Origin of the sequence: Flavobacterium sp. (assembly GCF_031381455.1) — a bacterium.
Lineage (GTDB): Bacteria > Bacteroidota > Bacteroidia > Flavobacteriales > Flavobacteriaceae > Flavobacterium.
In genome coordinates this window covers 30,972-49,100 of the sequence record NZ_JANMXZ010000048.1, presented here as the reverse complement: position 1 = coordinate 49,100, position 18,129 = coordinate 30,972, and the positions used below count along the sequence as shown (strand labels likewise).

14 protein-coding genes are annotated in these 18,129 nt (G+C 35.6%); 10 read left to right on the top strand and 4 right to left on the bottom strand.

Features of this window, described 5'->3' with window-relative positions:
• Positions 1–41 precede the first annotated feature (41 nt).
• Together RMN97_RS12130 and RMN97_RS12125 are read right to left on the bottom strand one after the other, a co-directional pair.
• Entirely contained in the window at positions 42–227 is a 186-nt protein-coding gene (locus RMN97_RS12130; RefSeq protein ID WP_309614785.1) for a hypothetical protein, read from the bottom strand.
• 380 nt (positions 228–607) lie between these two features.
• Entirely contained in the window at positions 608–3,634 is a 3,027-nt protein-coding gene (locus RMN97_RS12125) for a class I tRNA ligase family protein (protein ID WP_309614784.1), read from the bottom strand.
• A 175-nt stretch (positions 3,635–3,809) separates the two neighbouring features.
• Here RMN97_RS12125 and RMN97_RS12120 point away from each other — a divergent pair, with 175 nt between their 5' ends.
• Genes RMN97_RS12120 through RMN97_RS12100 form a run of 5 tightly spaced genes read left to right on the top strand, consistent with a single transcriptional unit; the run spans position 3,810 to position 7,031 of the window.
• The gene (locus tag RMN97_RS12120) at positions 3,810–4,685 is read left to right on the top strand and encodes a permease-like cell division protein FtsX (protein WP_309614783.1); all 876 of its coding nucleotides are present in this window, start codon (positions 3,810–3,812) and stop codon (positions 4,683–4,685) included.
• 54 nt (positions 4,686–4,739) lie between these two features.
• Positions 4,740–4,982 carry a DUF3098 domain-containing protein gene (locus RMN97_RS12115; RefSeq protein ID WP_309614782.1) on the top strand — a complete coding sequence of 81 codons (243 nt, stop codon included), beginning with the start codon at positions 4,740–4,742 and terminating at the stop codon, positions 4,980–4,982.
• Positions 4,982–5,779, top strand: coding sequence for an undecaprenyl-diphosphate phosphatase (locus RMN97_RS12110; protein WP_309614781.1), 798 nt, complete (start codon positions 4,982–4,984; stop codon positions 5,777–5,779). The genes RMN97_RS12115 and RMN97_RS12110 overlap by 1 nt, the downstream gene beginning before the upstream one ends.
• A complete protein-coding gene (gene truB / locus RMN97_RS12105) occupies positions 5,779–6,459 on the top strand; it encodes a tRNA pseudouridine(55) synthase TruB (RefSeq protein WP_309614780.1) in 681 nt (226 codons plus the stop codon). Before RMN97_RS12110 ends, truB begins: the two co-directional genes overlap by 1 nt.
• 11 nt (positions 6,460–6,470) lie before the next feature.
• Entirely contained in the window at positions 6,471–7,031 is a 561-nt protein-coding gene (locus RMN97_RS12100) for a hypothetical protein (protein WP_309614779.1), read from the top strand.
• On the opposite strand, the gene RMN97_RS12095 is transcribed toward RMN97_RS12100, so the two are convergent.
• Positions 7,032–7,634, bottom strand: a complete 603-nt coding sequence (locus RMN97_RS12095; RefSeq protein ID WP_309614778.1) for a thioredoxin family protein — start codon at positions 7,632–7,634, stop codon at positions 7,032–7,034.
• A 201-nt stretch (positions 7,635–7,835) separates the two neighbouring features.
• Between RMN97_RS12095 and pyrH the strand changes: the two genes are divergently transcribed.
• From pyrH to RMN97_RS12080, 3 genes are all read left to right on the top strand, one after another.
• Positions 7,836–8,543, top strand: a complete 708-nt coding sequence (gene pyrH, locus RMN97_RS12090) for a UMP kinase (RefSeq protein ID WP_309614777.1) — start codon at positions 7,836–7,838, stop codon at positions 8,541–8,543.
• A gap of 69 nt (positions 8,544–8,612) precedes the next feature.
• Complete coding sequence (gene frr / locus RMN97_RS12085) at positions 8,613–9,173, top strand: ribosome recycling factor (RefSeq protein WP_309614776.1); 561 nt, start codon at positions 8,613–8,615, stop codon at positions 9,171–9,173.
• Between the two features lie 93 nt (positions 9,174–9,266).
• On the top strand, positions 9,267–11,750 hold the full coding sequence (locus RMN97_RS12080) for a DUF5686 family protein (RefSeq protein WP_309614775.1): 2,484 nt from the start codon (positions 9,267–9,269) through the stop codon (positions 11,748–11,750).
• Here RMN97_RS12080 and RMN97_RS12075 read toward each other — a convergent pair whose 3' ends face one another.
• On the bottom strand, positions 11,751–14,021 hold the full coding sequence (locus RMN97_RS12075; RefSeq protein ID WP_309614774.1) for a cation:proton antiporter: 2,271 nt from the start codon (positions 14,019–14,021) through the stop codon (positions 11,751–11,753).
• A 186-nt stretch (positions 14,022–14,207) separates the two neighbouring features.
• Between RMN97_RS12075 and RMN97_RS12070 the strand changes: the two genes are divergently transcribed.
• Together RMN97_RS12070 and asnS are read left to right on the top strand one after the other, a co-directional pair.
• Positions 14,208–16,628 carry an MMPL family transporter gene (locus tag RMN97_RS12070; protein ID WP_309614773.1) on the top strand — a complete coding sequence of 807 codons (2,421 nt, stop codon included), beginning with the start codon at positions 14,208–14,210 and terminating at the stop codon, positions 16,626–16,628.
• Positions 16,629–16,687: 59 nt separating this feature from the next.
• Positions 16,688–18,121, top strand: coding sequence for an asparagine--tRNA ligase (gene asnS, locus RMN97_RS12065; RefSeq protein ID WP_309614772.1), 1,434 nt, complete (start codon positions 16,688–16,690; stop codon positions 18,119–18,121).
• Positions 18,122–18,129 lie beyond the last annotated feature (8 nt).

Sequence of the window (18,129 nt, the reverse complement as noted above, 5' to 3'; positions counted from 1 at the left end):
TCAAATTGTACGCCATTATCTTTGCAATGACATCTTGACATTTATCTGCAAATTGTGATAAAAGCAACAAGTTCTGCGGCCTCATAATAAGTGAAATTGACACTTATAATTTCGTAACCTGCATTTGCTTTTTCGTTCAGAAAGTGCGCTACTTTGTCGGTTAGCTTTTCTTTCATGCTGCTGAAACCAGCTTTTTCAACAATGGTGTGGATTTCGTGTTTTTTCATAATGTTGTTTTTTCTTCTTATACGAAAAAATAAAAAAAGGTTACATTTGAAGTGTAGCATCGGCATTAGAATCTCGCAGGCGAGTGTCAAATATTCGAAAAATCTGTAAAATGAAAAGCTGTCTGAGCATTTGATATTAAGAGGAGAATGTCCAGTGGACATTCGGGGATAAATTAAACAAAAAATACCTGACTGCCACTGGCAGTCCTCCTTTTAATTTCAAATATTTAAGATTTAAGAATAGATTTGACCGCCGAAGATTATTTCATCCGTTCGCCTACGGCTCGGGTCAGAGCCTTGATTTTTTGTTTAGCTTCGCTTCGTTCAGCTTCGCTTCGTTCAGCTTCGCCTCGGGTCTTTTGCATCAAGGCAAAAGAAAATTAACCTACCAGATTAATCACTTTCCCTGGAACGATAATGACTTTATTTGGTGTTCTGCCGTCAAGTTGTTTAATGGTTCTTTCGTCTGCCAAAACAATTTCCTGAATCTGCTGCACCGTTAAATCTAAAGACAATTTAATCGTAAAACGCATTTTCCCGTTGAAGGAAACTGGATATTCTTTTTCTGATTCTACTAAGTATTTCTCGTTAACGATTGGAAAATCTACTGTTGAAATTGAACCTTCGTGCCCTAATTGTGACCAAAGTTCTTCAGCAATATGTGGCGCATAAGGTGAAATTACAATTGCCAATGGTTCCAATATTTTTCGGTGATGGCATTTTAGCGTTGCCAATTCGTTTACACAAATCATAAACTGTGATACTGAAGTATTGAATGAGAAATTCTCGATATCTTCGGTTACTTTTTTGATGGTTTTGTGTAATGATTTGTACATGTCTGCTGTTGGTTCTTCATCAGAAATATTTAAACCTGTATTGTCATCAAAATACAAACGCCACAGTTTTTTCAGGAAGCCTGAAACTCCGGTAATTCCGGCAGTATTCCATGGTTTTGCTTGTTCTAATGGACCAAGGAACATTTCATACAAACGCAAAGTATCGGCACCATAATCATTACAGATATCATCAGGATTAACGACATTGTATTTTGATTTAGACATTTTTTCTACTTCTCTATGAACTGAAAGAATCTCGATTCTATCACCACTTGTTATTACATCACCATCAAAACATGAAGAATTCAAAATATCAATCTTGTACCTATTGTCATCTTGAAGTTCATCAACTACAATTTCGTTTTTCAAATTAACATAGTTTACATCAACTGGAGTTCTGTAGCAAATAAAATTAAATGGCAACCCGTTTAAATCTTGATTGAATTCAAGTTGAAAGCTCATTCTCTCATATAGATAGCTTTTTAGAACAATAGGTAAAATATCTATTGAACCTCCATTAATAAACTGTGTATATAATTCTTTAGAAATTATCACCTGAGTTTGTCCGCTTTTCTCACCAAATCTGGTCTGTAACACAAATAAAAAAGCGCTTTCTCCCAAAATCATTCCCTGATTAATCAACTTCTTGAAAGGCTCTTCGGTTGGCGCAAAGCCTTTGTCTTTTAGGAATTTGTTCCAAAAACGCGAGTATAATAAGTGGCCTGTGGCGTGTTCGCTTCCGCCTATGTATAAGTCAACGCTTTCCCAATATTTCAATGCGTCTTTGCTAGCAAATTCGGCGTCATTATGCGCATCCATATAACGCATCCAATACCATGAACTTCCTGCCCAACCCGGCATGGTGTTTAATTCTAACGGAAATATTGTCGCTTCATCAATCAACTGATTACTAACCACTGAACACTGAACACTATCCCAAGCCCAATCCGTTGCATTGCCTAAAGGTGGCTGTCCATCTTCGGTTGGCAAGTACTTTTCAACTTCAGGTAAAATGATTGGTAAATATTTTGAGTCTATCATCTGAGGCATTCCATTTACATAATAAACTGGAAATGGCTCTCCCCAATATCTTTGTCTGGAGAAAACCGCATCGCGCAAACGGTAATTGGTTTTGCCTTTTCCGTGGTGAACTTTTTCTAGTTCTTCGATGATTTTTTTGGTTGCGGCTTTATAACCCAAACCGTTTAGGAAATCAGAATTTATCAATTCAAAACCATCTTTAGAAGCAAACGCTTCCTGCGAAATATCTTGATTGAAAATATTTTTAATTTCCGGCATTCCTCCCGAAGTTTCGGGATTGCCTTTGAAATGATTCGCGAAAGCATAATCTCTTTCATCTCCACAAGGCACCGCCATAACCGCTCCGGTTCCGTAACCTGCTAAAACGTAATCGCCAATCCAAACCGGAATCGATTCTTTTGTAAATGGATGTTCGGCATAAGCGCCAGTGAAAACTCCGGAAATGGTTTTTACATCCGCCATTCTCTCACGTTCCGATCGTTTTGCTGTTGCTTCTATATAACTTTCAACGGCTGCTTTTTGTGCTGGAGTTGTGATAATTGAAACCAATTCGTGTTCCGGAGCCAAAGTCATAAAGGTAACTCCGAAAATCGTATCAGGACGCGTAGTGAAAACATCAATGGTTGTCGGTTGCTCTGACAACGGAGAACCGAGAACGGAGAACTTTACTGTAGCTCCAACCGATTTTCCAATCCAATTGCGTTGTGATTCTTTGATAGATTCGCTCCAATCGATGGATTCTAAGCCTTGCAATAATCTTTCAGCATAAGCAGAAATTCGCATCGACCATTGTGTCATTTTTTTACGAATAACCGGATGACCACCACGCTCGGAAACGCCGTTTACGATTTCGTCATTCGCCAAAACTGTTCCCAAAGCAGGACACCAGTTTACTTCGGTTTCTGCCAAATAGGTTAATCGGTATTGTAATAATCTTTTTTGCTTTTCTTCTTCTGAAAAAGCATTCCATTCTGACTTGAAAAAGATTTCAATATTGTCATCGCAAACCGCATGCACTGTTGCATTTCCGGCTTTTTCAAAAATGTCAATTAGTGTCGATATGTCTTCGGCTTTGTCCGTATCCTTGTTATACCAAGAATTGAATAATTGAATGAAAATCCACTGCGTATGTTTGTAATAATCGGCATTTGAAGTACGTACTTCTCTACTCCAATCGAATGAAAAACCTATTTTGTCTAATTGTTCACGGTAACGCGCAATATTTTCTCGAGTTGTTTTTTCGGGATGTTGCCCGGTTTGAATTGCGTATTGCTCCGCGGGAAGTCCAAAAGAATCGTAGCCTTGCGGATGCAACACATTAAAACCTTTGTGTCGTTTGAAACGCGCCACAATATCGGAAGCAATATAACCTAACGGATGACCAACGTGAAGTCCGGCACCGGAAGGATACGGAAACATGTCGAGTACGTAATATTTTGGCTTGTCTGAATTATTGCTGGCAGCAAAAGTTTGGTTTTTAGCCCAATACTTTTGCCATTTTTCTTCGATTTTTTCGTGATGATATTTCATTACTCTTTTTTATTGTTTTTTTACACCTGTCAGGTTTTAAAAACCTGACAGGTGTAGTGCGCAAAAGAAATTTAAGCGGCAAATTTACGTTTATTATAATAAAGTTAAAAGTTTGTACGTTATAAAGAAGAAAAACAATTTTCTTTATTATTTTTACCACATCAAAAAACCATTTATGTTATCATCATTTGAAAAGTTCCAGAAACGCAGAGTTATTACTTCCTATTTTTCGGTCGTGTTGAGTATCTTTTTAGTGTTGTTTTTATTGGGGATTTTGGGACTGTTTGTAATCAATTCCAAACGATTATCAGACAATTTCAAAGAAGAAATCGCGATGACTGTTTTCTTTAAAACAGAAGCATCTGATTCAACAATAACCGCTTTTACAAGTGAATTGAAAACGGCAAAATTTGCAAAATCTTTTGAATATGTCTCGAAAGAAGCAGCCGCTAAAAAACACATGAAAGTAATTGGCGAGGATTTTATGCAGTTTTTAGGTGTTAATCCACTTCAGAATTCTTTTGACATTCACTTGAAAGCCGATTATGTTACCAATGCCGGCATTGCTAAAATTGAAAATCGACTACGCAAAAACGAAATGATTGCCGATATCGTTTATGATAAGCAACTAGTAACTTTAGTCAATGATAACATCAAGAATATCAGTATGTGGATTTTGATTATCAGTTGTGTTTTTGCCTTTGTTTCGGTATTACTAATCAATAGTTCATTGCGTTTATCAATCTTCGCTAACCGATTTATTATTAAAACCATGCAAATGGTTGGCGCAACCAAATCATTTATCAGAAAACCATTTATTCAACGCAGCGTTTTTCTGGGATTGATTGGTTCTGCATTAGCCATATTTGCTTTGATTGGCGTATTAGTTTATATTCAAACTACGTTCCCAAATCTTGGCATAATAGAAGATAAATTAGCTATTACAGTAGTTCTTCTGAGTGTTTTGGTTCTAGGTGTTGTGATTACATGGATAAGCACTTACTTTGCTACACAGCGCTTTTTGAATTTGAGAACTGATGATCTTTATTAAGAAATTATAAACTTAAAAAGAGGACGAGATTGCGTCGTTCCTCGCAATGACAATATGAAAAACAACGAGCAAAAACCTGATTTTCTTTTTGAAAAGGGAAACTATAAAATCCTGTTGATTGGGATTGGAGTTATCGCTTTAGGGTTTATTTTGATGAGTGGCGGCGGAAGCGATGACCCAACCGTTTTTAGCGAAGATGTTTTCAGTTTTAGAAGAATTCGTTTGGCACCAACCGTAGTTTTAATCGGTTTTGGAATTACGATTTATTCTATTTTCAAAAAATCTAAAGCTAAATAATGGATTATTTACAGGCTATTGTACTAGCCATTATTGAAGGAATAACTGAATTTCTTCCGATTTCTTCAACTGGTCATATGATTATTGCTTCGTCATTTTTTGGCATTGCTCATGACGATTTTACCAAATTATTTACTGTCGTGATTCAGCTTGGCGCGATACTTTCGGTGGTTGTTTTATACTTCAAGCGATTTTTTCAAACACTCGATTTTTACTTTAAACTTTTAGTTGCCTTTATTCCGGCTGTTGTTTTTGGATTGCTTTTCAGCAAAAAGATTGATGCTTTGTTGGAAAATCCGGTAACTGTTGCAGTTTCGTTAGTACTTGGTGGAATCATTTTATTAAAAGTTGATGATTGGTTTACACAAAAAGAGGAAACTCAGGAAACTGAAAAAATAAGTTATGCTACAGCTTTAAAAATTGGTTTGTTCCAATGTTTGGCTATGATTCCAGGAGTTTCCCGAAGTGGGGCGAGTATCATTGGTGGAATGTCACAAAAATTATCTCGAAAAACTGCGGCTGAATTTTCATTTTTCTTGGCGGTTCCAACAATGCTTGGCGCGACAGTTAAAAAATGTTATGATTATTATAAAGACGGTTTTGACTTAAACCCCGATCAGATTAACTTTTTGATTATTGGAAATGTTGTAGCCTTTATTGTAGCAATGTTAGCTATCAAATCTTTCATTGGATATTTATCTAAACATGGTTTTAAAATGTTTGGTTATTACCGAATTGTAGCTGGTTTAGCTATTCTGATTATTCATTTCTGCATCATGAAATTAACGACAATCTAATGACTTCCGAAGACTTTTTAGAAGGTCAAATCCTTTTGATTGACAAACCTTTGACTTGGTCTTCGTTTCAGGCGGTGAATAAATTGAAGTACATTTTAAAACGCAAATACAATCTTCCTAAAAAATTCAAAATTGGTCATGCAGGCACTTTAGATCCATTGGCGACAGGCTTACTGATTGTTTGCACCGGAAAATTTACCAAACGAATTACAGAAATTCAGGCGCAAGCAAAAGAATATACCGGAACAATTACTGTTGGTGCAACAACGCCTTCCTATGATTTAGAAACCGAAGTTGACGCTACTTTTCCATCAGAACATATTACATCTGAATTAATTCAGGAAACGGTAAAACAATTCGTTGGTGAAATTGACCAAAAACCGCCCGTTTTCTCTGCCATAAAAAAAGATGGGAAACGATTATACGAACACGCCCGTGCAGGAGAAGAAGTTGAAATTTCTTCCAGAAAAACTACCATATATGAATTTGAAATTACTAAATTTGATATGCCTAAAATAGAATTCAGAGTAGTTTGTAGCAAAGGAACATACATTCGTTCACTTGCTTTTGACTTTGGGAAAGCACTAAATTCTGGAGCGCATTTATCCGCTTTACGCCGAACAAAAATTGGAGATTTCTCTGTTGAAAACGGTATTTCTCCGGAAGAATTCGAGAAATAATATTGAAGATTATGAGAGTTTATGTATTATTATCCATCTTATTTTTTTGCTGCCTTGGTTATTCACAGGAAACACCAAAACAAACAGACGTAAAAGAGCCTAGACATTCGTATGCAAAATTAGACTTTTCGGTTCCTATAAAAGCCAATCAATATGCCGGAGAAATCGATCCTTACACAGGTGAAAGTGAATATTGGTTTTTACCTGACGGAATTAACGCCCGATTTGGATTTGGCGTGAAGCCAGTCGACTGGATTGGCATTGGTGCGAATTTAGGAATTGATTGGAAAGGCAGTAAATGTTTAGTGGTGGCACCCGTATTTGGATCACTCAAAATTTGTCCAAGAGGCGGAATGGATTTACGCTATTTTGTAGAAGCCGGTTTTGGAAGATCTTTTGCTCTCGGGAAAGATAAATTAGCCGGTTATTTTAAAAAAATAAGCTTGGGAATTGAAGAACCCGATAATGGTGGGATTGGTTTGTATATAGAACTTTGTCAATACGGTTTCAGCAAAATCACAGATGAAAAAATAGGTAGCTTCTGCCTTGGATTGACCTACAATTTTAAATAATTATTCCAAAGCATTTATTAAATCTATTATTTCCTTTTGAGTCGATAATCCTTTGTCGTGCAAATACCAAAGTTGCAAATCGGTTTTCCCTTTTTCGTCAATTAGTCCGTATTGCTTTTTATAATCCAAAATTAATTGTGTTGCGCCAATTGGTCTTGGTCCGAAATCACCCAAAACTTCTAAGGTGTTTTTATCAAGAATAATTAACTTCGGAATTGACTTAGTGCCATTGGTTAAAAACAAATTCATCAAGTCATCATTTTCATCGCGAAAAGCGATTTTTAATTCTATATTTTCTGAGAGTTGTGCCATTTTATAAATGATAGGAAGAAGCTGCGCTGCATCGCCACACCAACCTTCGGAAATGACTAACCAAATATATTCCTTTTGTAAACGCTGCAGTTTTTGCACATTTTCATCTGCAATTACAATCGTTTTCTCTAAACGATTCATTCTGGTTTCGTTCAGTTCGCTGTAATGTGTCAATGCTTCCGATTGTTCGTTGCCTGTTGATTTCCCTTCATTTAATAAGGCTTTGATTTGATTTCTATAATCCGTGTAACTGTGACTTTGCAAAAGGCTTTTTTCTATAATCGATTTCATAACTGCATTTTGATGCTGCGAAGTTACAAAACCCACATGTCAAAAAACATGATAATTGTTGGTTAACATTCTTTTTACCAAATACCATAAAAAAAGAGAATATGTTTATATTTGCATCACTTTTGATATTAAGAGGAGAATGTCCAGTGGACATTCGGCTTTATAGTCTCAGTCAAATTTTAAATTAAAAAGGACATACCAATGAAATACAAAAGAATTCTTCTAAAACTAAGTGGTGAAGCTTTAATGGGCGACAGACAGTATGGAATTGACCCAAAACGTCTTGCTGAATATGCTGATGAAATTAAAGAAATTCATAATAAAGGTGTAGAAATTGCCATTGTTATTGGTGGTGGAAATATCTTTAGAGGAATTGCCGGAGCCAGTAACGGTATGGATAGAGTTCAAGGCGATTATATGGGAATGTTGGCAACAGTTATCAACGGAATGGCTTTACAAGGCGCATTGGAAGACAAAGGAATGTTGACACGTTTGCAAACGGCTTTAAAAATTGAAGCGATTGCCGAGCCTTATATCAAAAGAAGAGCGGTGCGTCATCTTGAAAAAGGAAGAATTGTTATTTTTGGTGCGGGAACAGGAAACCCTTATTTTACTACTGATACTGCTGCGGTTCTTCGTGGCGTTGAAGTGCATGCTGATGTGATTTTGAAAGGAACACGTGTTGATGGAATTTATGATTCTGATCCTGAAAAAAACACCAATGCCGTAAAATTCGAAAGCATTACTTTTGATGACGTTATCAAAAAAGGATTGAACGTTATGGATTCAACGGCATTTACTTTAAGTCAGGAAAACGCATTGCCAATTGTGGTTTTTGATATGAATAAAAAAGGAAATTTATTGAAAATTTGCAGCGGAGAAAATGTTGGAACCGTTGTGAAAATATAGTTTATAGTTTGTTGTTTATAGTTTATTGTTAACCCAAAACCACAAACCCAAAACCATAAACCAAATAAAATGGAAGAAATAGAATTTATTTTAGACAGTACAAAAGAATCAATGGTTGGTTCTATTGCACATTTAGAAAAAGAATTTTTAAACATACGCGCCGGAAAAGCATCACCACAAATGTTGGGTAGTGTTTTTGTAGACTATTATGGTTCTCAAACACCATTATCTCAAGTTTCCAATGTGAATGTTCCAGATGCCCGAACGATTACCATTCAACCGTATGAAAAAAGTATGTTGCAGCCCATAGAAAAAGCAATTATGGTGGCAAATATTGGCTTCAATCCAATGAATAATGGTGAAAATATAATCATAAGCGTTCCGCCTTTAACTGAAGAAAGAAGACGCGATTTGGTAAAGCAAGCAAAATCAGAAGCAGAAGATGCTAAAATTAGTATTCGAAATGCGCGTAAAGATGCCAACACTGATATCAAGAAATTAGAAAAAGAAGGAACTTCTGAAGACATTTGTAAATCTGCTGAAGAAGACATTCAAAAACTGACGGATGGTTTTATCCGAAAAGTGGATGAACATTTGACTATCAAAGAAGCCGAAATCATGAAAGTGTAACTTTATTAATTCAATATTAAATCCGTCCTGATACATCGAGACGGATTTTTTTATTCCTATTTTTGTCAAATCATTGCTGCCAATTACTTTCAAATGAAGCGACTATTTCTACTATTTTTATTTTTCACGCTGTCGCTACAAGCACAATTCCAAGTCAATGGAATTATAAAAGATTCTGAAACAAAAAAAGCGCTTCCGTTTGCCACTATAAAAACCGAGAATGGCTTTTCTACTATTGCCGATGTTGATGGGAAGTTCAATTTTCTTTTGGCATCACAACCCGAAACATTGACGGTTTCCTATGTTGGCTATGAATCAAAAACCATTTCGCTATTCGAGATAAAAACTTTTTTTACGCTTTATCTTTTACCAAAAATTGATGTGCTGAAGGAAGTAAGCATTTCAAATATAAATCCTGCAAATGCCATTATTGCCAAGGTAATCAGAGAAAAAGAAAACAACAATCCGCAAAAAAAATTGAATAGTTTTCAATTCAAATCGTATACTAAATTATTGGTGACAGCAAATCCTGACTCAATTGTCGGGAAAATTGATACCGTTTTTGTGAATGCAGTTTCCAAAGATAAAATTGCCAAAATAGATTCGTCCGATTATAAGTTTAAGAAAATTATTGACAAACAACATTTGTTTCTAACCGAAAAAGTATCACAATTTCAGTTTGAAAAACCAATACTAAAAGAAACTATTTTGGGCACCAAAATGGCTGGTTTTAAAGAACCTATTTATGAGTTTTTAGGATTTAGTCTGCAGTCATTTTCTATTTATGATGATAAATACGAGCTTTTTGAAACCAAGTACAAAAGCCCAATTTCCAATGCAGCCCTCAAAGAATATCGGTATAAAATTCTTGACACAACTTCAATTGACAATCGACAGGTGTTTGTTTTATATTTTAAAAATAAAAACAAGAAAGGCTTGGAAGGCTTACTATATGTTGACCAAGAAAACAATGCTATCGCTAAAGCGGTGATGCGAATTCGTGGCGTTTTAGACATTACCGGAATTCACGAATTTACCTATTTGCCCGAAGAAAAAATTTGGTTTCCTATTCGGAAAAACTTTAAAATAGTCAAAGGAAAAAGTAAAGAGCCTACCAAAATTTTGGGCGGTCGAATTGAATTTGCTGCCGAAAATGATGATACCAATTCGAAAAAAGCGGCTTCCGATTTCACTTATCTTTCTTCCGAAATGCAAGCTTTTGATATAGCGGTGAATAACAATCTGAAAATTAAAAAATCTTTTGTTGCCATTGAAGTTAAAGATAATGCCAACAAAAGAGACGACGCTTTTTGGAACCAAAACAGAATGGATAGTTTGGACACGAGAAGCGAGAGAACTTATGTCGTCTTAGACAGTATCATAACTAAACAAAATATAGAGAAAAAAATCAAATTTGGCAGAAAAATTATCAATGGTTATGTGCCATTTGGTCCGTTTGATTTTGATTTGCGTTATCTTTTGAGTTATAATAATTATGAAGGATTTCGCGTTGGAATTGGCGGTATTACCAATGATGCTTTTTCGAAAAAACTTCGTATTGAAGGCTATACAGCGTATGGCTTGAAAGATGAAAACATAAAGTACAATTTAGGAACGGCTTTTAGAATTGGTAATTTTTCCAACACTTGGATTGGTGGTTCGTATACTGACGATGTTCGCGAGATTGCGAGTACCAGTTTTGCTACAGACAAAAGGGTTTTTAAACTCTATGATCCTCGGCCAATCAACATCAGTACTTTCTATAATCACAAAACGTGGCGTGGCTATATTGAAACCAAAATTATTCCAAAAACAGAAACTATTTGGCAGCTTTCACATAGCGAAATAAGTCCGTTGTTTAATTACACTTTCAATTATAATAATCATTTGTATAGTGATTTTACGATGACAACGGCAATGTTTTCTATACAATGGAATCCTTTTAGCGATCTTATGCAAACACCAAATGGTAAAATTGAATATGAAAAACGATACCCAAAGTTCGCATTTCAGTTTACTAAATCGCTGCCAAATTTCTTTGCTAATGATTTTAATTTTGGAAAAGTTGATGCCCGAATTGAGTATGAAAAAAAATATTTAAACGGACAAAAATCGACTGTTTTACTACAAGCAGGTTATGCTTTTGGAGCACTTCCAATCACGCACTTGTACAATACTTCACCAAATAATCTGACCAAAGACAATCTTTTACAAAGAATAACCATTGCTGGAAAAAACAGTTTTGAGACGATTTATTTCAATGAATTCTTTTCGAGTGAATTTGTGATGCTTCAATTCAAACATGGATTAAAAAGACTGGAATTGTTAAAAAAAGTGAAGCCATCAATGGTTTTAGTAACACGAATGGCATGGGGAAATCTGCAACATCCTGAACGTCACGTTGGCATTGCATACAAAACTTTAGACCAAGGTTTCTTTGAATCGGGTATCGAATTGAATCAAATTTATAAAGGTTTTGGATTAACTGGATTTTACAGATATGGCCCAAACCAACTGCCTCGATTTGAAGATAACTTAGCGGTCAAACTAAGTTTTGTTTTTGATTTTGGATTTTAATTACGGCTTAATTATCAAAACCGAAGGAATGTCCGTAAGCCAAGAAACCTCGTCATCAACCAATTTTTTCCAAGTTTCTAAACTAAAAACGATTAAATCTTGCTGAGCCAAAAATGGTTTGTTGAGTTGATCAGGATGTAACACTTCGATGTTATCCGGATGATTTTGTTCTAAAGCAGCTAAAGCATTTTCAACAATAAAGTTATTTTTAGTATGTCCGTTACTGTCCAAAATCGTAACATGAGAATCATTATTGAATATTAATTTTTGGGCGTAATCAATCAGAAAAACATCGCCAACGCTATAAATACCAACGAATACTTTATCAATTTGATGCAGATCTTTATCAATCAAAACGCCAAGTGGTGGTTTGGTTTTGGAAATTATCAAACGTGTTCTGTCATCAAAAGGTGAATTTTCAAACAATCCTTCTTTCCCTTTAAATTTATCCAATAATCTATCCGGATTGATAATTCTTGTGGTAAATCCTAGCACTTTCCCTAGTAAGGTTCCTTCAAAAATAGATTTCCCCAAACCAACCAATACCAAATCATATTTCCCTTCATGTGCAATGTTAGCAATATCAGTTTCAATATCGTTGGTTGCTTTGAAAATAGTGGTGATATGTTGTTCTAGTTTTCGAGATTCTTTCACAATAGGCTCAAAAGTGTGGGTTTCATATTCTTGCAAATTATACGCGTGCATTTCATCACTTGCCGTTAAATGCATAGCCGTCACATTTGCAGAATCGGGTTGCTTTTTAACAAGACTGTTTGCTAAACGGAGTAGTGATTTTCCTTTCTGATTGTTCCCAAAAGAAATAAGAATATTATAATCGGAACTCTTTTTAACCTCTGAAGGAATAATGGCATCTTTGGTTTTAAAAATAAAATTAATAATATCCAACGCCGGACCAGTCATAAAAGTAGTAACCAACGCCATAATTACCATCATCGTAAAGACTTTTGGCGAAAGCACACCCAATTCGTAACCAATGTTTAACACAACCAATTCCATCAAACCACGCGTGTTCATCAAAGCACCAATAGTTAAACTATCGCGCCAACTTTGTCCAACAAATTTTGCCGCTAAAGCACTTCCAAAGAATTTTCCGGCAACAGCAACTAAAATGATAAATCCAGTAATTTTCCACAAATAAGGTTCGTTTATTAAACCTATTTCTGTTCGCAATCCAGTGAAAACAAAGAACAATGGCAATAATAAAATCAGGGCAACATCTTCTACTTTTTCAATAAAAACATTTCTGAATTTCGATATATCTGGCATAATAACACCTGTCATAAAAGCACCAAACAATGCATGAATACCAATGATTTCAGTCAAATAAGAAGATACAATAAGTGTCAGGAAAAATATAGCTACAACCGATTTTTTAATATTATCTTTTTTGGCATATAAATCCCCAATTCGTTTTAGGAATGGTTTAACTACAAACAGCATCATTAGAACATAAGCAACCGCTAACCCAATAACATACAACGCACTCACAAAACTTCCTGCTTTTACGATGGCAATAACTGCTGCCAATATACACCAAGCAGTAATATCATCGGCCGCAGCACACGTGATAACAATAGTTCCTAATCGGGTTTTATGAATGCCTCGTTCTTGAACAATTCGAGCCAAAACCGGAAATGCCGTGATGCTCATGGCAATTCCCATAAACAAACTAAACGATAAAAACTCTATACCAGGCGGTGCAAATTGATGATAGATATAATAGGATAATCCAATACCCAAAGCAAACGGAATTATAATGCTCGCATGACTGATTACAACTGCTTCGTTGGCTTTGTTTTTTAAGACTTTCAAATCTAATTCCATGCCTATCACAAACATGAAAAGTATCAAACCAATCTGACTCAACATTTGAAGATTTCCAAGTGAAGCCACTGGGAAAAGTGCTTCTTTCATATCCGGGAAATACTGTCCAAAAAGTGATGGCCCAAGAACAATACCGGCAATGATTTCTCCAATAACGGAAGGCTGTCCAATTTTTCTAAAAATCCAACCAAAAATTCTGGCAACAACAACAATCGTAATAATTTGGAATAGTAATAATGCTAATGGATGCTGTAAATTGTGAAATAATGAAGAAAGAAACTGAACCCATTGACTATCATCTGATGAAGGAGAAACTATTTTTCTGCCAACTTCCAGTAGTTTTCCTTGTTCAACAATTCTATATATCAAATAGGTAAATCCACCTGTAATGAAAATATAAAATAAAGAGTTTTTAAAATTTCTCATCCAAAAATAGTTGCCGCTTGTGCATACAAAGATGCTAAAAACAAGCTGATTTTTTTTAGTTTTTTTTATGCTATTAACAATTATTTAAAATTAGCCATTTAATCTCGCATAAATTAAGGAAAACTTTATGCAAATGGTCTACTTCTTTTGCCGTTTTGATTACCTTTGCAACCCATTTTAGGATTTATGAAAAAGTTGTCAGGTATTGGTTTTTGGGAATTTATCGCTCGGATAATCTTAAGAAATCGTATTGCTATTATAATAGGTATTCTTGTCGTTACAGGAATGCTGATAACGCAATTCAAACACATACGGTTTACGCAAACAGAAGCCAATTTAATTCCTGCTAACGACAAAGTAAATTTAGATTACGATAAATTCCTGGATCATTTTGGTGAAGAAGGCAATTTGATTGTCATTGCAACCAAAGACAAAAAACTATTTACCCCGAAAGTTTATCTTGAATGGCGCGATTTGATGAATACTATCAAGTCAAGTAAAGAAGTAAGTCTAGTAGTTTCAGTAGATAATCTGCAAAAACTTACCAAAAATGATTCGCTTGAAAAATTCGAATTAAAACCATTGGTGGATGACAGCAAAATTCAGGACGAAGGCTATCTGAAACAGATTCAAAAAGAACTATTCACCAAACTGCCTTTTTATGAAGGCTTGTTGTTCAACAAAAAAACAGGCGCAATCCGCTCTGCCATTTACTTAGACAAAAAGATTGTCAATACGAAAGCCCGAAAGGAATACGTTTTGAACAATTTAATTCCGGCTCTTGCCAAATTTAAAAAAACAACCGGAATCGAATTACATACTTCGGGTATGCCTTATATCCGAACGTTGAATGCCAAAACCATTATCGACGAAATTGGTTTGTTTATTGGAGCAGCTTTGCTAATCACTTCACTGATTTTCTTTTACTTTTTCCGTTCGTTCAGAGCAACAATGGCGTCACTTATTGTCGTGATTATCGGTGTAGTCTGGTCATTTGGAATAATTGGTGCCTTGGGTTACGAGATTACAGTATTGACTGCTTTGGTTCCAACATTGGTTATCGTAATCGGAATCCCGAATTGTATTTTCTTTATCAATAAATACCATCAGGAATACCACAAACATTCCAATAAGGCTAAGGCATTACAACGTGTAATTACCAAAACCGGAACCGCAACATTGATAACCAATATTACAACTGCAGTTGGTTTTGCAACGTTTATTGCAACCAATAATGTATTGTTGAGAGAATTTGGCGTAGTTACTACGATCAATATTATGGCTATCTATTTACTGAGTTTGCTAATTATCCCTGTCTTCTTCAGTTATATTCCGCCTCCAATTCAGAGGCATCTCGGACATTTAGAACGTGAGTCTTTGACGTCGTTTTTGAGATGGATAGTAAATACAGTGAAATACAAGCGTATTGGCGTATACATTACCGCTGTTTGTTTGCTAGTTTTTGGAATTGTCGGAATATACGAAATCAAGGTTTCGGGAAGTATCTTGGAAGATATGCCTAAAAAGACAGCGTTTTTTGATGATATCCGTTTCTTCGAAAAGGAATTTGACGGCGTGCTGCCCTTGGAAATCATGATTGATACCAAGAGGAAAAATGGTGCAATGAAGCTATCCAATCTGAGAAAAATGGAAGAATTGGAACATACGATTTCCGATATTCCCGAACTTTCAAAGCCGTTGTCCATCGTAAATATTGCCAAAAGTTTCAATCAGGCGTATTACAATGGAAATCCGGATTTTTACACTTTACCATCATCTCAAGAAGAAATTTTCTTGTTGCCATATATCAAAAACTCACTTAAAAACGACAAAGACAATCAACTGAAAAGTTACATTACTGCAGATGGAAGTGTGGCCAGAATGACAACATTTATCAAAGACGAAAACGGGGAACGAATGGAAGCTATTGAAGCGCACATTCGGAACAAAGTGAATAAATTATTTCCTTCGCCAAGATATGAAGTTATCATAACGGGGAAAGCATCGGTATTCCAAAAAGGAACTAAATACTTATTAGACAATTTACTGTCTTCATTATTGTTTGCCTTTTTCCTAACCGGAGGGTTGGTTGCCATTATGTTCCGATCGTTTAAGATGGTTTTGGTTTCGATAATTCCAAATCTATTACCATTATTGATGACCGCTGGATTGATGGGCTTTTTGGGCATTCCGTTAAAACCATCAACTTTATTAGTTTTCGGAATTGCTTTCGGAATGTCGGTCGATGATACCTTGCGCTTTTTGGCACAATACCGACTCGAATTATCGCGCAACGACTGGAAAATCAAAAAATCCGTTTTTGCCACATTTGAGGATGCTGGAATCAGCATGTTCTATACTTCAATCATTTTGTTTTTTGGTTTTTCGGTATTCATGCTGTCTAGTTTTGGCGGAACGGTTGCCTTAGGCGGATTAGTTGCACTAACCTTATTCTTCGGAATGTTGTCTAATTTAGTTTTGCTTCCGTCATTGGTTTTAACCTTGAATAAAAGATTGGCTAATGAACAGGATTTACCAGAACCAACTATCGATATTTTGGAACGCACAGATGAGGAAATTGACGAACTGGAAATGAACAATAAATAAATTATATTTGCGTTTAGATTATAACATCTACTATTTAAAATTTTATATCTGATATTTAAATGAAACATACAAAAGTTAAAAGCTTACTAAACGGTGAAACAACGATTACAGAAGTAAATGCAAAAGGTTGGGTAAGAACTTTTAGAAACAATCAATTTATAGCGTTGAACGATGGTTCGACAATTAATAATATTCAGTGTGTTGTCGATTTTGAAAACACGCCTGAAGAAATTTTGAAAAGAATTACAACCGGAGCTGCAGTTTCGGTAACCGGAGCTTTGGTAGAAAGTAAAGGTGCCGGTCAGAAATATGAAATCCAGGTTTCTAAATTAGAAATTTTAGGCGATTCTGATGCCGAGAAATTCCCGATGCAGCCAAAGAAACATTCATTGGAATTCTTGCGTGAAAATGCACATTTACGTGTTCGTACCAATGCTTTCGGAGCGATTATGAGAGTGCGTTCGGTTTTGGCTTTTGCGGTGCATCAATATTTTCAGGAAAAAGGTTTTGTGTATGTGAATACTCCTGTAATTACGGGTGCCGATGCCGAAGGTGCGGGAGAAATGTTCCAAGTAACCTCATTGCCATTAGACAATTTGCCAAAAAACGAAGAAGGAAACATTGATTACAAAAAAGATTTCTTCGGGAAACATACAAACCTAACGGTTTCGGGACAATTAGAAGGGGAAACTTTTGCGATGGCTTTGGGACAGATTTATACTTTCGGACCAACATTTAGAGCTGAAAATTCAAATACTTCGCGTCATTTGGCTGAATTCTGGATGATTGAACCGGAAGTGGCTTTCAATGATTTGAATGACAATATGGATTTGGCTGAAGATTTTATCCAATATGTAATTAAATATACGATGGATAAATGTGCCGAAGATTTGAAATTCCTTGAAGGTCGTTTAGCTGAAGAAGAAAAACAAAAACCACAAGCTGAAAGAAGCGAAATGTCTTTATTGGAGAAATTAAACTTCGTTTTGTCAACCAATTTCAAACGTGTATCTTATACCGAAGCTATTGATATTTTAAGAGATTCTACTCCGAATAAAAAGAAAAAATTCAGTTATATCATCAACGAATGGGGCGCCGATTTACAAAGTGAACACGAAAGATATTTGGTTGAAAAACACTTTAAATGTCCGGTGATTTTGTTTGATTATCCAGCCAACATCAAAGCATTTTACATGCGTTTGAACGAAGACGGAAAAACCGTTCGCGCCATGGATATTCTTTTCCCCGGAATTGGAGAAATTGTTGGAGGTTCGCAAAGAGAAGAACGTTATGATGTTTTGGTTGAAAAAATGAAAGCCTTAGGCATTGACGAAGAGGAACTTTGGTGGTATTTAGATACACGAAGATTTGGTTCGGCAGTGCATTCAGGTTTCGGATTAGGATTTGAAAGATTGGTATTATTCGTAACTGGAATGACAAACATCCGCGACGTAATTCCATTTCCAAGAACGCCACAAAATGCAGAATTCTAAAAAATGTT

What these genes read in the sequence shown, in the direction of transcription:
- truB (WP_309614780.1), top strand. Translation starts at nt 5,779, where the DNA reads ATGACTTCCGAAGACTTTTTAGAAGGTCAAATCCTTTTGATTGACAAA.
- frr (WP_309614776.1), top strand. Translation starts at nt 8,613, where the DNA reads ATGGAAGAAATAGAATTTATTTTAGACAGTACAAAAGAATCAATGGTT.
- asnS (WP_309614772.1), top strand. Translation starts at nt 16,688, where the DNA reads ATGAAACATACAAAAGTTAAAAGCTTACTAAACGGTGAAACAACGATT.
- RMN97_RS12075 (WP_309614774.1), bottom strand. Translation starts at nt 14,021, where the DNA reads ATGAGAAATTTTAAAAACTCTTTATTTTATATTTTCATTACAGGTGGA.
- RMN97_RS12095 (WP_309614778.1), bottom strand. Translation starts at nt 7,634, where the DNA reads ATGAAATCGATTATAGAAAAAAGCCTTTTGCAAAGTCACAGTTACACG.
- RMN97_RS12080 (WP_309614775.1), top strand. Translation starts at nt 9,267, where the DNA reads ATGAAGCGACTATTTCTACTATTTTTATTTTTCACGCTGTCGCTACAA.
- RMN97_RS12115 (WP_309614782.1), top strand. Translation starts at nt 4,740, where the DNA reads ATGAAAAACAACGAGCAAAAACCTGATTTTCTTTTTGAAAAGGGAAAC.
- RMN97_RS12070 (WP_309614773.1), top strand. Translation starts at nt 14,208, where the DNA reads ATGAAAAAGTTGTCAGGTATTGGTTTTTGGGAATTTATCGCTCGGATA.
- RMN97_RS12125 (WP_309614784.1), bottom strand. Translation starts at nt 3,634, where the DNA reads ATGAAATATCATCACGAAAAAATCGAAGAAAAATGGCAAAAGTATTGG.
- RMN97_RS12100 (WP_309614779.1), top strand. Translation starts at nt 6,471, where the DNA reads ATGAGAGTTTATGTATTATTATCCATCTTATTTTTTTGCTGCCTTGGT.
- RMN97_RS12130 (WP_309614785.1), bottom strand. Translation starts at nt 227, where the DNA reads ATGAAAAAACACGAAATCCACACCATTGTTGAAAAAGCTGGTTTCAGC.
- RMN97_RS12120 (WP_309614783.1), top strand. Translation starts at nt 3,810, where the DNA reads ATGTTATCATCATTTGAAAAGTTCCAGAAACGCAGAGTTATTACTTCC.
- pyrH (WP_309614777.1), top strand. Translation starts at nt 7,836, where the DNA reads ATGAAATACAAAAGAATTCTTCTAAAACTAAGTGGTGAAGCTTTAATG.
- RMN97_RS12110 (WP_309614781.1), top strand. Translation starts at nt 4,982, where the DNA reads ATGGATTATTTACAGGCTATTGTACTAGCCATTATTGAAGGAATAACT.